Annotated in this window: 18 protein-coding genes; 13 read left to right on the forward strand and 5 right to left on the reverse strand. The window is 61.4% G+C overall.

Annotated elements, in window-relative coordinates; all coding sequences use genetic code 11:
• Positions 1-3 precede the first annotated feature (3 nt).
• From ACMZPQ_RS15975 to ACMZPQ_RS16005, 7 genes are all read left to right on the forward strand, one after another.
• Positions 4-843 (forward strand): type 1 glutamine amidotransferase domain-containing protein, encoded by an 840-nt coding sequence (locus ACMZPQ_RS15975; RefSeq protein ID WP_197580746.1) that lies wholly within the window; start codon positions 4-6, stop codon positions 841-843.
• A 396-nt stretch (positions 844-1,239) separates the two neighbouring features.
• Positions 1,240-2,526 (forward strand): alpha/beta hydrolase, encoded by a 1,287-nt coding sequence (locus ACMZPQ_RS15980; protein WP_197580745.1) that lies wholly within the window; start codon positions 1,240-1,242, stop codon positions 2,524-2,526.
• A gap of 175 nt (positions 2,527-2,701) precedes the next feature.
• Positions 2,702-3,736 carry a radical SAM protein gene (locus ACMZPQ_RS15985; protein ID WP_197580744.1) on the forward strand — a complete coding sequence of 345 codons (1,035 nt, stop codon included), beginning with the start codon at positions 2,702-2,704 and terminating at the stop codon, positions 3,734-3,736.
• Entirely contained in the window at positions 3,733-4,779 is a 1,047-nt protein-coding gene (locus ACMZPQ_RS15990) for a hypothetical protein (RefSeq protein ID WP_197580743.1), read from the forward strand. The genes ACMZPQ_RS15985 and ACMZPQ_RS15990 overlap by 4 nt, the downstream gene beginning before the upstream one ends.
• A 3-nt stretch (positions 4,780-4,782) precedes the next feature.
• Positions 4,783-5,328 (forward strand): hypothetical protein, encoded by a 546-nt coding sequence (locus tag ACMZPQ_RS15995; protein ID WP_197580742.1) that lies wholly within the window; start codon positions 4,783-4,785, stop codon positions 5,326-5,328.
• Entirely contained in the window at positions 5,325-5,567 is a 243-nt protein-coding gene (locus ACMZPQ_RS16000) for a hypothetical protein (protein ID WP_197580741.1), read from the forward strand. Before ACMZPQ_RS15995 ends, ACMZPQ_RS16000 begins: the two co-directional genes overlap by 4 nt.
• A 264-nt stretch (positions 5,568-5,831) precedes the next feature.
• Positions 5,832-6,614, forward strand: coding sequence for a 3-hydroxybutyrate dehydrogenase (locus tag ACMZPQ_RS16005; RefSeq protein WP_197580740.1), 783 nt, complete (start codon positions 5,832-5,834; stop codon positions 6,612-6,614).
• Here ACMZPQ_RS16005 and ACMZPQ_RS16010 read toward each other — a convergent pair.
• Together ACMZPQ_RS16010 and ACMZPQ_RS16015 are read right to left on the reverse strand one after the other, a co-directional pair.
• On the reverse strand, positions 6,611-7,375 hold the full coding sequence (locus ACMZPQ_RS16010) for a COG4705 family protein (protein ID WP_197580739.1): 765 nt from the start codon (positions 7,373-7,375) through the stop codon (positions 6,611-6,613). The genes ACMZPQ_RS16005 and ACMZPQ_RS16010 overlap by 4 nt on opposite strands.
• A gap of 144 nt (positions 7,376-7,519) precedes the next feature.
• Positions 7,520-7,798 (reverse strand): hypothetical protein, encoded by a 279-nt coding sequence (locus ACMZPQ_RS16015; RefSeq protein ID WP_312645178.1) that lies wholly within the window; start codon positions 7,796-7,798, stop codon positions 7,520-7,522.
• Positions 7,799-8,405: 607 nt separating this feature from the next.
• On the opposite strand from ACMZPQ_RS16015, the gene ACMZPQ_RS16020 reads away from it, so the two are divergent.
• From ACMZPQ_RS16020 to ACMZPQ_RS16040, 5 genes are read left to right on the forward strand one after another with little or no spacing between them, the layout of a single operon-like run.
• Positions 8,406-8,819, forward strand: a complete 414-nt coding sequence (locus tag ACMZPQ_RS16020) for a PAAR domain-containing protein (protein ID WP_197580737.1) — start codon at positions 8,406-8,408, stop codon at positions 8,817-8,819.
• A gap of 2 nt (positions 8,820-8,821) precedes the next feature.
• The gene (locus ACMZPQ_RS16025; protein WP_197580736.1) at positions 8,822-9,274 is read left to right on the forward strand and encodes a DUF4123 domain-containing protein; all 453 of its coding nucleotides are present in this window, start codon (positions 8,822-8,824) and stop codon (positions 9,272-9,274) included.
• Positions 9,274-9,633 (forward strand): hypothetical protein, encoded by a 360-nt coding sequence (locus ACMZPQ_RS16030; RefSeq protein WP_197580735.1) that lies wholly within the window; start codon positions 9,274-9,276, stop codon positions 9,631-9,633. Before ACMZPQ_RS16025 ends, ACMZPQ_RS16030 begins: the two co-directional genes overlap by 1 nt.
• Complete coding sequence (locus ACMZPQ_RS16035) at positions 9,633-10,337, forward strand: Tox-REase-5 domain-containing protein (RefSeq protein ID WP_197580734.1); 705 nt, start codon at positions 9,633-9,635, stop codon at positions 10,335-10,337. The genes ACMZPQ_RS16030 and ACMZPQ_RS16035 overlap by 1 nt, the downstream gene beginning before the upstream one ends.
• Positions 10,334-11,068 carry an Imm52 family immunity protein gene (locus ACMZPQ_RS16040; RefSeq protein WP_197580733.1) on the forward strand — a complete coding sequence of 245 codons (735 nt, stop codon included), beginning with the start codon at positions 10,334-10,336 and terminating at the stop codon, positions 11,066-11,068. Before ACMZPQ_RS16035 ends, ACMZPQ_RS16040 begins: the two co-directional genes overlap by 4 nt.
• Before the next feature lie 23 nt (positions 11,069-11,091).
• On the opposite strand, the gene ACMZPQ_RS16045 is transcribed toward ACMZPQ_RS16040, so the two are convergent.
• Genes ACMZPQ_RS16045 through ACMZPQ_RS16055 form a run of 3 tightly spaced genes read right to left on the reverse strand, consistent with a single transcriptional unit; the run spans position 11,092 to position 12,334 of the window.
• Complete coding sequence (locus ACMZPQ_RS16045; protein WP_197580732.1) at positions 11,092-11,550, reverse strand: SRPBCC family protein; 459 nt, start codon at positions 11,548-11,550, stop codon at positions 11,092-11,094.
• A gap of 2 nt (positions 11,551-11,552) precedes the next feature.
• The gene (locus ACMZPQ_RS16050; RefSeq protein WP_197580731.1) at positions 11,553-11,867 is read right to left on the reverse strand and encodes an ArsR/SmtB family transcription factor; all 315 of its coding nucleotides are present in this window, start codon (positions 11,865-11,867) and stop codon (positions 11,553-11,555) included.
• Positions 11,868-11,878: 11 nt separating this feature from the next.
• Positions 11,879-12,334: an SRPBCC family protein gene (locus tag ACMZPQ_RS16055; RefSeq protein ID WP_197580730.1), complete on the reverse strand. Its 456-nt coding sequence runs from the start codon at positions 12,332-12,334 to the stop codon at positions 11,879-11,881.
• A 214-nt stretch (positions 12,335-12,548) separates the two neighbouring features.
• On the opposite strand from ACMZPQ_RS16055, the gene ACMZPQ_RS16060 reads away from it, so the two are divergent.
• Complete coding sequence (locus ACMZPQ_RS16060) at positions 12,549-14,318, forward strand: oleate hydratase (protein ID WP_414485951.1); 1,770 nt, start codon at positions 12,549-12,551, stop codon at positions 14,316-14,318.
• Positions 14,319-14,335: the final 17 nt, after the last annotated feature.

Here is a 14,335-nt window from a genome sequence, read left to right on the forward strand (position 1 = left end):
CCCATGAACCTGATGACCCGACTGGCCGCAGCGCTGGCCTTGACCCTGGCCGCGACCGGCGCGCATGCCGCCAACGTGCTGGTGGTGCTGTCCGACGAAAACCACCTGGACCTGAAGGACGGCAAGGTGCTGTCCACCGGCTTCTATCTCAACGAGCTGATGCAGCCGGTCAAACTGCTGCTGGACGCGGGCCACGAGGTGACCTTCGCCACGCCGCAGGGGCGAGCGCCGACGGTGGATGCGTCGTCGGTGACGGCGGCGTACTTCGGCAACGATGCCGCGCAGCTGACGCTGCACAAGGATCTGCTGGAAAAACTGGCGCTGACCTCGCCGACGGCCTCGCCGGTGGTCAGCCTGGCGCGCGTCGAGCAGCGGGGCTACGCGCGTTTCGATGCGGTCTACATTCCCGGTGGCCACGCGCCGATGCAGGACCTGCTGAAGAGCCCAGCACTGGGCCGCTTGCTGGCCGACTTCCACCAGCGCAACAAGACCACCGCGCTGGTCTGCCACGGGCCGATAGCGCTGCTGTCCACGCTGCCGGATGCGGGCGGTTTCGTGGCAAAGCTGGAAGCGGGTGCGATGCCGGCCACGCCGAAGTGGATCTACAGCGGCTACCAGATGACGGTGATCAGCAATCAGGAAGAAGAGCAGGCCAAGCCGCTGCTGGGCGGCGGTGAGATGAAGTTCTACCCGCAGACTGCGTTGCAGCGGGCGGGTGCGCGGTTCAGCAGCAATGCCACGCCGTGGACGGGGCATGTGGTGGTGGACCGCGAGCTGATTACCGGACAGAACCCGGCCTCGGCGCTGGAGGTGGGGAAGCGGTTGGTGGAGCGGTTGAAGTAGGGCGGATTCTTCATCTTGCCGGTCTATGACGAACCGATGCGCTTCGACGCCACGCCGTTCGGTGATTACCGCGCCTTGATGGACAGCCCGCTGTGCGGGGCTGGCGAGTGATTAGGGAGGCGCACAGGTTCGCAATACGGCCAATCTGCTTCAACGTTCATAATACGCTCTAGACGAATATCTGCGCCCGCTTGCGACCCATTATCAAGGGAGAATTGCTGCCACTATAGGTCACGCGTTGACCTCAATACCCACATGCATCCATGATGACGGCATTCAGGATGAACTGTGTATGCGCTGCCTCGACCCGACGAATCCGCCAGAGCAGGATTGGTGAGCGCTATCACGTCGACGCTGGCTGCCTCTGTTGGGCAGCGTCAAGATGGAGTCATAACAATGAGGACGCGCATTGGGATGTTGATCTTGTCGCTAACGATGCTTACTCATTCAGCGGTCGCTGCAGAGCCTGAGCAAGTGGCCGCCCGCTTGCTCGATCACCTGGAGGCTGCGCGCATCGCTGAGGCCGAAGCAATGTTCACTCCACAAATGGCCCAAGCGGTACCGGCGGAATCTCTCAGCACCCTGTGGAACTCATTGGGGACTTTGAAGAGTCGTGGCCTGGCAGCGATCAGCACTCATGAAGGCATGCAGCTGGTGTTGGTGCCATTGCAGTTCAGCAACGGTCGATTTGTTGCACAAGTTGTGGTCGACAAGCAGGAGAAAGTCGCCGGGTTAATGTTGCGGCCCACCGCGCCCGAACAAGCTGCGCCGCCCCCGGCCAATGCCAGCTACCATGAGATCGATTTCTTCGTTCCACAGGCACGCGGTGCGCTTCCAGGCACGTTATCGCTGCCCAAAGGAGAAGGCCCACTTCCTGCGGTTGTGCTGGTGCATGGCTCAGGGCCGCAGGATCGTGACGAAACCGTTGGACCCAATCGGCCCTTCCTGGACGTCGCGCGCGGTCTCGCCGCGCAGGGTATCGCTGTACTTCGATACGACAAGCGAAGCCGTGCGCGCCCCCAGGATCTTGATGGCGACTTCAGCATTGATGATGAAACAACCGACGATGCGGTTGCCGCGCTCACGGCATTGGGCGCTGATCAAAGCATAGATGGCAGGCGTCTATTTGTACTGGGCCATAGCCAAGGCGCGATGCTGGCGCCGCGCATCGCCCAGCGATCACCTGACGTGAGAGGGGTTGTCCTATGGGCAGCACCCGCGCGCAGCCTGTTGCAGATTATTCCAGAACAGACCCGCCGCCTCCTTTCGGTAGACGGGCAGCTTGGGCCGGAAGCGGAACAGCAGCTGGCCATGCTGGATACACAAATCGCGGCTGCTTTGGGTGATCAGGAAGTTGAGGCCAGCAAGCTCCCGCTGGGTGCACCCCAATCCTTCTGGAAGAGCATCGAAGCAGTTGACGCACGCGGCGACGCGAGGTCGCTCCGAAAACCATTGCTGCTATTGCATGGTGGCCGCGATTTTCAGGTAACAGCGACTGACTGGCGCATGTGGAACGAATCGCTGGAGGGGCAGCCGGAAGTGCAACTGAGAGAGTATCCCGCACTCAACCACCTCGGCATTGCAGGCGATGGCCCGGCTTCCCCCGAGGAATACATGCAGCCAGGAAATGTGGACCCGGTAATGATCAGCGATCTCGCACGTTGGGTTAAATCCCAGACGTAATGAGGCTGTCGGGCCATGAAGCGCCCGTAGGGGGTCTCTCGTCAAATATGCACTCGAAGATGTGCGGGGTTTCAATCTTCCGAAATATTCCTTATGGTGGATCTGCTGTTTGGACCCGCCGTAGTGTCCACAGGCGGCCCGGATTGGCCCTTGCCAGTAACATGGAGAAGCAAAAATGGATTTATGCGCTACCCAGGTGCTATCGCCCAGGACGCTGACGTTTATCACAACCTATCGCTGCACTGCGGCATGCGTTCAGTGCTGTTTCGAGTCGAGCCCGATGGTCAAAGGAAGGCTCAGTCGCGACGAGATGATTACAGCGCTTCATGATGCCAAAAGCTCCTTCCCCTCGCTGTCTGTCATCGTCTTCACCGGCGGCGAGGCGACACTTCTCAAAGACGATTTGATCAGTGTGATAGCCGAAGCGACATCGCTAGGGCTCGGCACGCGGATGGTATCGAATGGCTCCTGGGCGAAGACCCGATCCACCGCGAAGCGTTGGGCAGAAAAGCTTTCAACCGCGGGATTGAAAGAGCTCAATATCAGCTCCGGCAAAGATCATCAGGAGTGGGTACCTCATTCTTCCGTGGTCAATGCTGCCGAGGCTGGCCTAACTGCGGGGCTGCACGTCCTCGTGACGGTGGAGGCAGACACGGAAGACGGCCGAACAATGGCGACCTTCGCCGAGGACTCGACAATACAGATGCTTCTGAAGAAGGGCTTGCAACTGCAGTCAAACAGCTGGATGGAATTCAAAAGCGATCAGGTCAAGCGCGAGAATACGGTTCCACAGCACCTGCGCATAGCCCCGTGCCACCAGATTCATGACAACATCGTTGTCACGCCCTACAAGGAAGTCGCTGCCTGCTGCGGACTGACACTCGAGCACATCCCAGAGATGAAAGTTGGGCGTCTCGAGGATGGCGTCAGCAACGCCTATCTCTCTCAAACGGACGATTTCCTCAAGTACTGGATCAGAGTGGACGGCCCTGCGGAGATCATCAGGCGCGTGATGGGCGAAGAGAAAGCCGATGAACTACTGAATGGATCGGTGCACATGTGCCACGACTGCGCGGTGCTTCACAAGAACAGTGAAGTGCGCGCAAGACTTGAATCGGATTACCAGAAGTTCATTCCAGAGGTAATGAGTCGCCACGCACTCGGCAAGGCAGTAGACACCCTTTCCCGGCAACAAGGAGCGTTCAAATGAAGCGGCGGAAGTTCATCCAGTCCACACTCGCAGCCAGTGCTGCTGCATCAATTTCTGGGGCGGCAGCTGCCGCGACCGACAAGCGGGTGTTCGGCACACCCACGAGCCTTACTGGCGGCACGGATGTCAACGCAACACGAATGCTTCTTCCACTCTCGCGTAGCGGTATGCCTGCAGCCGGCTGGGATCATTGGTCAAAGTTGAGTGCCGCTGCTGTCGATATGTTTTCCGACGAGAAGAAGCGTTCGCTCTTCAACACCAACCCTGGTCGATATCTTTCCACGCTTGGGTTCGACACCAGCAAAGAGACACTGAACGCGCCATCTATGGCTCTGCTGGTTGCTCTGTCGGACAGGGATGTGCAAGACGCGGCCAAACGTCGTGACTATGCGCAAATGTTGAGCTATCTCCAGGCATCTGGCGCGTTGGCGCGTCCAAAGGAAGACGTGCTCACCATGAAGATGCAGCACGCACTCCAGAGCAATATAGACATGATCCGCAGCGTGATGGAGCTTTCTGGGGACGAGTCTCCCGATGCCGAATCGGTACTCGCTTTCATCAAGGCTACTGACAAACCTCCTACAACGGCAGACCTCGCGGCCCTGGCCAGTGTGGCGGAGCTTCTGCGGACAGCCCCAGGTCAAGCGGTTGTTGGCGCGGCTGTGATTGTGGTTGCGGCTGTTGACGCCATTGTTGGTGTGACCGTAGCCGTGGCTGCATTCACCATGGTTGCCGTTGTGAACAAGGTAGTGGTTGCCGGAAACGAGACCCAGATGCCGTCATACAACCATGTGTTCAACGGCCAGCTGAGTCGGCTGGACGGTGATATCTGCGATAGTTGCGACATTGCACATCGTGCAGCTTCCATCCTGGGAGCCCCCGGTCTTTACGACGAGCATGCAAAACTCGTAATAAAGAACGAGGTTCGCTCGTTCCTGCGTGCGATGCGAAACGTCGGCCTTGTCACCTATGAAGAAGATGCATTTGAGACGATTGTCGAGGCGACTTACGTTTACGGCATGCGATCAATCTCTGCTGAGTAGTCCATGTTGATGTGCCGATCCACGCTGGACGTATCCCTGATTCATGCCTATGCGCTTCCTCTCGGCATATGCGTGGCAGCAGCCGTGGTTCTGATCGCAGTATGGCTGGCACCCCGCTCTGGCGGGGTGCCAGCCAGGAATATTGTGCTTGGCTCGGCGCTGGCCGTTGTTGTCGTTGTCGCCTTTGGCCTCGTATATCAAGCGCGGACAGCGTACATCGCCGTCACAGATGGCCAGCTGATTGGGTCAGCAGCGTTTGTCCGACTGCAGCTCCCGCTTTCCAGTGTCTCGTGGCAAGACGCTTCCGATGCTTCAGGGATCACGCTGCCTCACCGGCAACTTGGAACGAGCACCGGTGGCGTTGAGCTTGGCAAGTTCCGCATGCACAGCGGTCGCAACGTCTTCGTGCTGCGCACGGACCGTAGCTCTGTTCTCGTCACAGCGAGAGGGAATACTGACTTGATTCTGGACCGACGTCTTCACGATCAGTTCAAAGCATGCCTTGATCAGGTGCGTGAGACCGGTGACCATCGAGGAATACTGCAATGATCAGTAAGAAGTACTGGTTCACCAGGAAGAAGTACGGATGGGGCTGGGGGATGCCGTGCGCGTGGCAGGGCTGGCTTGTGTATGCAGTCGCATTCGGCCTGCTGCTGGCGGGTCCGTTTCTGTTCTCTCCATTTCGCGAACCCATCGCGTTTCAGCTCTACACGTGGGCAGTCGTGTTGGCCCTTGTCCTCATTTGCTGGATGAAGGGCGCCCCACCCGGTTGGCGGTGGGGGGAGTAGAAAGGCCGAAAATGCTGTTTCCCAGCGTGTTCGGTCCGCCGGGTGAGGCATGAATGCATTGCCCGTGTGGGAGTCGGATGGCATAGCCAGCAGGCGAGGGCTGCGCACCTTCTGCGGGGTGCCGTCCGTTTCGAATGAACGCCGGACACTCACTCGGCGGGAACTCCCAACGGGCTCTAACCGTTGACCGACTAGGGTAGCGTCACTTAAAGGGGCGGGCCGGTGAAGCTACACTGGCGGCCTGTGCCCGATGGAAGCTCGCCCATGTTCAGTGGAAAGGTTGCGGTGGTCACTGGCTCCACCAGCGGTATCGGTCTTGGCATCGCCACGGCGCTGGCGCGGCAGGGCGCCGACATCGTGCTGAATGGCTTCGGTGATGCGGCGGAGATCGAACGCATCCGTTCCCAGCTGGAAGCCGAGTTCGGCGTACGGGTGGCGCATGACGGCGCCGACCTGTCCAAGGGTGAGGCGGTGCGCGGAATGATCGACCACGCCGTTGCGACGATGGGCCGCATCGACATCCTGGTGAACAATGCCGGTATCCAGCACACCGCACCGATCGATGAATTTCCCGCTGAAAAGTGGGATGCGATCCTTGCGCTGAATCTCTCAGCGGTATTCCATGCAACCGCGGCGGCGTTGCCGCACATGAAGCAGCAGGGCGGCGGGCGCATCATCAACATCGCATCGGTGCATGGGCTGGTGGGCTCGGTGAACAAGTCGGCCTATGTGGCGGCCAAGCATGGCGTGGTGGGGTTCACCAAGGTGACCGCGCTGGAGAATGCGGGCACCGGCATCACCGCCAATGCGATCTGCCCGGGCTGGGTGCGAACGGCACTGGTCGAGCAGCAGATCACGGCGTTGGCGGAGAAGGAGGGCACGGATCAGGAGAGCGCCGCGCGCGCGCTGCTGGCCGAAAAGCAGCCTTCGTTGCAGTTCGTGACACCCGAGCAGCTGGGCAAGATGGTGGTGTTCCTGGCGTCGGACGCGGCGTCGCAGATCACCGGCACGGCGCTGCCGGTGGATGGGGGCTGGACGGCGCGCTAATTGGCGGGCTGCGCGCGCCGCTGCAGCATCGGTAGCGCCACCAGTGTCGCCAGGATACTGAACAGCACCAGCGACGACCCCACCGTGCCGAAGCCCAGCCCGCCTTTTTCCAGCGGCTTGGTGAGCAGGTCGCCGAAGGTGGCGCCGAACGGGCGGGTGAGCACGAAGGCAATCCAGAACAGGATGACCCGGTTGATGCCTTTGATGCGGGTGGCCAGCGCGGTGAGTGCGATGAGGCTGCCGATCAGCAGCGCGCCGCCGGTGAAGCCCAGCCCGGAATCGTCGGCGAGGAAGTCGCCCAGCGCGGTGCCGAGCGTGTTGGAGAACAGTACGGCGGTCCAGTAGAAGCCTTCGGCGCGGCGCGATGCGATGTTGCTGACCGAGATCGACTTCTCCGACACCCGCCACGCCAGAAGCACCAGTGCCAGGCAGCCGGCCAGCAGGCTGGCGCCGGTGGCGTAGCCCAGGCCGAGCGTGCGGTCGAGCAGATCGGACATCGTGGTGCCGGCGGTGCTGGTGGCCAATACCACCGACCAGAACAGCACCGGGTGGAAGCGCCGCGCCGATAGCTGCACGGCCAGCAGGGCGGCGAAGATGGTGAGCAGGATGGCCGAGCTGGCCACGTAGCCCAGGTTGAGCGTCATCGACAGCAGGTCGCCCGCGGTCTCGCCGAGGGTGGTGGCGGCGATCTTCATCACCCAGAAGCCTAGGGTGACCGCCGCCACTTTGCTGTGCAGGGAATCTGCGCCTGAAGCACTCATCGAACGTCGCCTGGGGAGCCTGCGGCTGATGCTGTGGCGGGCGGCGTCGGAGTGCGGTCGGAACCGGGTTTGGCAGCGGTGAGCGTGGGGCGGTTGTTCAGCTGGCCAATGCCAGCAGGGATAGGAGGCCAGCCCTGTTGCGCGTCAGAATGTCTGGGGTTGGGTTCGTTTGTAGGTGCCACGGGTCATGCAATGCTCGACCAGCGCATCGCGCGCCTTGCCCTCGGGAAGGCTTCGGAGATGCTCGGGATCGCATTGCGTGTCGGGTGTGGTGCTGGGTGTCGGCGCCTGGGCCGATGGCTTTGCTGCCTCGGCAGCCGGCTCGCGGCTCGCTGCGGAATCGTTGCTGCACGCGGCCAGTAGAAATACCGGCAGGCACAGCCCGATTCGTACAATCCACGTAGACATGTTCGGGGCCTTCATCGTTCTGGTCACTCCTCGCTGATTCACGGCTCTGCGGGCCGGTGGGAGAGAAAAGCGTAGCGAGCGGGATTTAGTGCGACAAGCCACGCCCCGGCTGCTAGTGGCGAACAGAGCGTGCCCCGGCCGCAATGGCGCGTGTCAGGTGGCGCAAGTCGAGCCGTTTGCGACAATCTGCCCCGATGATCCGAGGGCGGAAGTCCGCAATGTGACGTCGCGGATGACCACATCATGCTGACTTGCAACGTCAGCCGTCCGCAAGCGGTTGCACTCCGCGATCTATGCGCCCAGCGCTCTGCGCGGCGACAGGCCGATGATGACATCGCTCAGCACAGCAAAGTGCAGTCGGCAACTTACCCGAAGTTGCGACCAGTGCCGCGGCCATTCCGGCTCGCGATCTGTCGGATTGTGCAGCTTCCTTTGTCGTAATGCGCCGCATCGCCGGCGCGATACGTGAGTCTGTGCTGGGAAGGTTTCCTTTCCCTTCAGTAGCTTATCGAACCGATACCCTCCGTTCAGCGCGTTCCTTCTGGAAGCATCCCTGCAAGCGCGGCTAGTTTCGTGTCGCTGGCGGAGTCGGGCCAGCGCGGGTCACGCACGGAACGCAGATATGGGTCGATTGATTGTGGTGGTAGGAGACAGAACCAGCGGCGGCGGACGCGTCATCACCGGCGCGCCATTCACGGACATCCATGGCAGCGCCGTGGCCCGAATCTCGGACAAAGCAACGTGCCCCAAGCATCAGGGCATCTTCTCGATTGTCACCGGCGACTCTACCTGGCGAGTGGATGGCCAGCCAGTTGCCCGGGATGGAGATCGATTGGAATGCGGGTGCAGCCTGATGGCGGGCACGCAGTTGACGGTGGACATTTCTTCAGGCGGAGCACCCGCGTCTGAAAAGTCTGTTGCGCCGGTTGCGGAGCGGTCACCATGGGTGGCCGCCTCTACGATGCCCAGCAAGCCCATCTGCGAGGCATGTCTGCGGGCTGCGGCAGGACGCGGCACGGCTTTCCTGCGGAGATGACCATGAACTATGCCATCGTCGATGCAGCGCGCTGTACGAAAAGCGCTGCTGTTCTGCACGGGTACGCAGCGGAGGGAAGGGCTCGAGCGCTGTTCGCAGAGCAGCCGGAAAGCCCTCACGCGGACGCCGGTCCTTGGCTGGTTCTTCTGAGCGAGGACCCGGTCCTGCATCAGTGGTTGTTCAATCTCGAGCCGATCCCAGGTGCAGTCTGCCGCTTCTCCAGTACGGTGAACGTCGACGCTGTCGTGGTGCACCTTCAGGCCCGCATGGCGCTGCAGTTGACGGATGGAGGCAGGGCGCTGTTCCGTCTATGGGATGGCCGCGCGCTCTACCGGATGTGGGGAGTAATGACGAAGGCGCAGAAGGCCGCGTTCATAGCGCCGTTCTCACGCTGGTCGGTACAACTGCAGGGGAGGCGTTGGGAGCTGGATCACATGGCGGTGGAGAAACCTTGATGCTCAAGCTGGATGCTCGACAGGAAGCCTTGCTGCGCCTGCCTGATCCCTTCTCGTTCCTGCCTCGACTTGCGGCGGAGATCCGGCGTGATCTACCAGAGCGGGTCATGGGGCTGGATGATGCTGCGTTGCTGGCGGAGACGGACCGCTGCTACACCTATGCCGCCTATGAACTTGGCGTCACTCATCTGCCAACACTTGTTGCATGGACCAAGGTGGATGTTGGCAGCGGTGGAGAGCTTCATCGCAATGCCGAAGTGGACATCGCTGTGCGCCATGCGGACAACCCCAACATCCAGGCAGCAGACCTGTTGGGCGCCCTGGTCGCTCTGCATCGCTGGCCGAAGGACGACGTGTAATGGCCGCCATTCCGATTCGATGGGGGTTGGGAAAACTCGCTGAGCGGGCCGCCGCAGCGGCTGCCGCCGCAGCAGCGGCAGATGCGGCCAAGGACGTGGTGAAGGACAAGCCAGACGTAAGGGCACGCGAGGTGGAGTGTGCAGACGCTCAGGACGCCAGTGATTGCAACGAGTGCCGGCTAGGTGATGGCAGGGTAGGACAGCCGCCGACGCCTCGGTACATCACGCGGCGCACGCGTATCAACTACGACTATCAGCTCCAGATAGCGAACATGTATGCCGGCCCGGAGAGATTCGGCTATGTGAAGCGGGGGGACAACGCGGACGAAATCGTGAACCTGGATCTTGAATCGTTCAAGAGCCTGTTTGGACGAGGAGGAGAGTTCACAACGTTGGAATGGTTGTTCGCAGGCATTTCGTTCGACGGCTTCTGGAGGAGCCGATGCACCGTGCTAGAGGCCAAGGGCAACTTCGGCTCATTCTTCAATGCTGACGGGTCGTTATCGAAGCCCTTCGCACGGGCCATGACGGACCAATGGCTACAGAGCTTCACCAAGCAGGCTATGGCGGTTCGTGCAACAGGACCACAGGGAAAGCTTGAATGGCATTTCATGGATGTGGCCGCCTCCAAGGCAGGCCTAATGGTCGGAATCCCTCCTGCGTCTGTGCGCGTCACCCCTTTGGTCATTGGAAGAATGCCTTGAACATTACGATTGCCTGTCACTTTCCCGTGGCAGCCCGCACGCCCTTTCAAGTGTGGGAAGACGTTGTTGGAATTACGTCCAGCCTCTCAAACGCTGACCCACTCTTCGCGAATTGGTGGGCCGCGCCACGTTCATCAAGTGACGCTTACGTACCTGTTGGTGAAGGTGACGATCTTGTTGCCCGTGTGCAGGAGGATGACATCAAGCTCGCCAAGGAGTATCCCGGTCAGCCCTCGATTGGAAGCAATGGCGCGCTCCTCACAAACGCAGGGAATGACAAGGATTGGCTGAGACGAGGCGGTGTTGGGCTGAGTTATATGCCCGCGCTCGGGATGCTTCGACTTCATGTAGACCGCATTGAGAAGGTGTTCGATTCCCCTGTCAGTGTTCTTGAGTCCACGCTTTCGGTGCTGCTGAACAGCCTTCCCATCACGTTTGCAAAGACAAATGTTCAGCAGCTTGTGGAAGGGGAGTTGCTGCTCTACAGCGTTGATCGTGCGCCCTTTCCACATCGGGAATTTCTCGGCTGGATGGGCTACGTAGACGCCTCGTTGACCCAAGACCAGGTTCCTGCCGCCGCAAGGCTTGAGCGTCGCGGTGGTGGCACCCTCATCCTCGCCACGGAGGTGCTCGATCTTGCTGATGCACATGCCATCAAACAGGCCAACCAGGTCGAGATGAGTCTGGTTGACCTGGGGCTGCTTCCGGTTACGGATCCCTTGCTGGGATAGCGCGATTCATGCTGGCCGGTGGATCAACTCGGCTTCGCAAACACATCCAACCCCTTGCCCGTCTCCAACAACGACTTCAGGCTCGACAGCACGATCGGCCAGCCCTGGCGGATGCCGGTATCCATGCCGCTGCCCGGTTCCAGTTCGTCGTGGGTGACGGTCAGACGCACCATGTCCTGGTAGGGCACGATGTCGAAGGTGACCCGGCTGTAGGCATCCGGGTTGTCGGCCTGCGAGGCGGCGGCCCAGGTGATCACCAGCCGCGAGGGCGGGGTGCTTTCCACCACTTCGCCAACCAGCTCGACCGAGCGCGTTTCGTTGGCACGCACATGCTGCCAGCGCGAGCCGGGCTTCCAGTCCGAGACGTTTTCGTGGCCCCAGTAGCGGCTGGCGATCTCGGGCCGGGTGATGGCCTCGAACACCTTCTGCGGGGTGGAGGCGATATAGATCACGTGGATGAAGCGGGTGGACGCTGCGGACATCGTCATTCTCCTTCCAGTTCTCGTTTCAGGTCATGCAGCAGGCTCAGGCGCTGCTGCTCGAATTTGCGTACCCAGCGCTCGTACACCTCATGCAGCGGCACCGGGTTGATGAAGTGCAGCTTCTCGCGGCCACGGCGCACGGTGCTGATGAGGTTGGCGTCTTCCAGCAGGCCCAGGTGCTGGGTGACCGATTGCCGGGCCATGTCCATGTGTTCGCAGAGCTGGCCCAGGGTCTGGCCGTTGTCTTCGCAGAGCAGGTCCAGCAGCGTCCTGCGCGTGGGGTCGGCCAGTGCCTTGAACACCTTGTCTGCATTCATGCGGGGCGTCTTCAGTTCCAGTTGTCGATCCTGACGTCGTGCGGGTTGGGTTGGCCCGTGCCGGTTTCCAGCAGGGCCTTGAGGCTGAGCAGGAACACCGCCCACTTGGTGCTGCAGTGGGAGGTGAATTCGATGCGTTCTTTCCAGCCTTCGTGGGTGAACAGGACGATGCAGTAGTCGCCTTCCTGTTTCAGCACAAAGCGTGCGTGGGTGCCGATCCATTCGGCGGGGCCGGCGAGGAATTCCCAAAGCACCAGCTGGCCGGGAATGAGCTGTTCCAGCTTCATTTCCATGGCGCCGATCTCCTGGCCGCTGTTGGTGAAGCGCACCTTGAGCGTACCGCCGACGTCGCGGTCGCCGTGGGTGTCTTCGGCCCACCAGGCGGCGACGCCTTCGGGGGTGGCCAGGGCTTGGTACACCTGGCTTGCGGGGGTCTTGATGCCGACCCTGTGTGCGATATCCACCATGGCAGGTTCCTCGCGATGGGCGGGCAGGTGCCGTCCTTGGGGTGGACTATATGCAGGCAAATGCCTGCATGTCAACCGTGGTTGCGGAAGGGGTTACCAGGCATGGCCGGGCACTGCTGCGGCATTTGGTCGCAAGCGCTCGCAACTATTCCTAAGCGGTGCTGACGCATGCGGCGTTTACAGTGGGGCTACCCCCTCCAGGAAGGAGCAGTGCATGTACTACAGCAGTGGCAACTACGAAGCCTTCGCGCGCCCGCGCAAGCCGGCGGGTGTTGATGGCAAGCGCGCGTGGTTCGTCGGTTCGGGCCTGGCGTCGCTGGCCGGTGCGGCGTTCCTGGTGCGCGACGGCCGCATGGCCGGTGAGCGCATCACCATTCTTGAGCAGCAGCAGATTGCCGGTGGCGCGCTGGACGGCCTGAAGGTGCCGGAGAAGGGTTTCGTGATCCGCGGCGGGCGCGAGATGGAAGACCACTTCGAATGCCTGTGGGACCTGTTCCGCTCGATTCCGTCGCTGGAGATCGACGATGCCAGCGTGCTGGACGAGTTCTACTGGTTGAACAAGGATGACCCGAACTATTCGCTGCAGCGGGCCACGATCAATCGCGGCGAGGATGCGCATACCGATGGCCTGTTCACCCTGAGCGAGCAGGCGCAGAAGGACATCATCGCGCTGTTCCTGGCCACCCGGCAGGAGATGGAGAACAAGCGCATCGACGAGGTGCTGGGCCGCGATTTCCTGGACAGCAACTTCTGGCTGTACTGGCGCACCATGTTCGCGTTCGAGGAGTGGCACTCGGCGTTGGAGATGAAGCTGTACCTGCATCGCTTCATCCACCACATCGGCGGCCTGCCGGATTTCTCGGCGCTGAAGTTCACCAAGTACAACCAGTACGAATCGCTGGTGCTGCCGCTGGTGAAGTGGCTGCAGGACCACGGCGTGGTGTTCCAGTACGGCACTGAGGTGACCGACGTCGACTTCGATCTGCAGGCCGGCCGCAAGCAGGCCACGCGCATCCATTGGACCCGCGATGGCGTGGCCGGTGGCGTCGATCTGGGCGCGGATGACCTGGTGTTCATGACCATTGGTTCGCTGACCGAGAACTCGGACAATGGCGATCACCACACGGCGGCGCGCTTGAATGAAGGCCCGGCACCGGCGTGGGACCTGTGGCGACGCATCGCCGCGAAGGATGCGGCGTTCGGGCGCCCGGACGTGTTCGGTGCGCATATTCCCGAGACCAAGTGGGAATCGGCAACGGTGACCACGCTGGATGCGCGCATTCCCGCCTACATCCAGAAGATTGCCAAGCGCGACCCGTTCAGTGGCAAGGTGGTGACCGGCGGCATCGTGAGCGTGCGCGACTCGCGCTGGCTGATGAGCTGGACGGTGAACCGGCAGCCGCACTTCAAGAACCAGCCCAAGGACCAGATCGTGGTGTGGGTGTATTCGTTGTTCGTGGATACGCCCGGTGACTATGTGAAGAAGCCGATGCAGGACTGCAGCGGCGAGGAGATCACCCGCGAGTGGCTGTACCACCTGGGCGTGCCGCTGGACGAGATCGACGAACTGGCTGCGACCGGCGCGAAGACGGTGCCGGTGATGATGCCGTACGTGACCGCGTTCTTCATGCCACGCCAGGCCGGTGACCGCCCGGACGTGGTGCCGGAGGGGGCGGTGAACTTTGCCTTCATCGGCCAGTTCGCCGAGTCGAAGCAACGCGACTGCATCTTCACCACCGAGTATTCGGTGCGCACGCCGATGGAAGCGGTGTACACACTGTTGGGTATCGAACGCGGCGTGCCGGAGGTGTTCAATTCCACCTATGACGTGCGTTCGCTGCTGGCGGCAACCGGCCGCCTGCGCGATGGCAAGGAACTGGACATTCCCGGGCCGGCCTTCCTGCGTAACCTGCTGATGAACAAGCTGGACGGGACGCAGATTGGTGGCCTGCTGCGCGAGTTCAAGCTGGTGCAGGAGGACTGAGCCGGCGGGAGGGAGGC

The organism is Stenotrophomonas maltophilia (assembly GCF_047497515.2).
Classification (GTDB): Bacteria; Pseudomonadota; Gammaproteobacteria; order Xanthomonadales; family Xanthomonadaceae; genus Stenotrophomonas.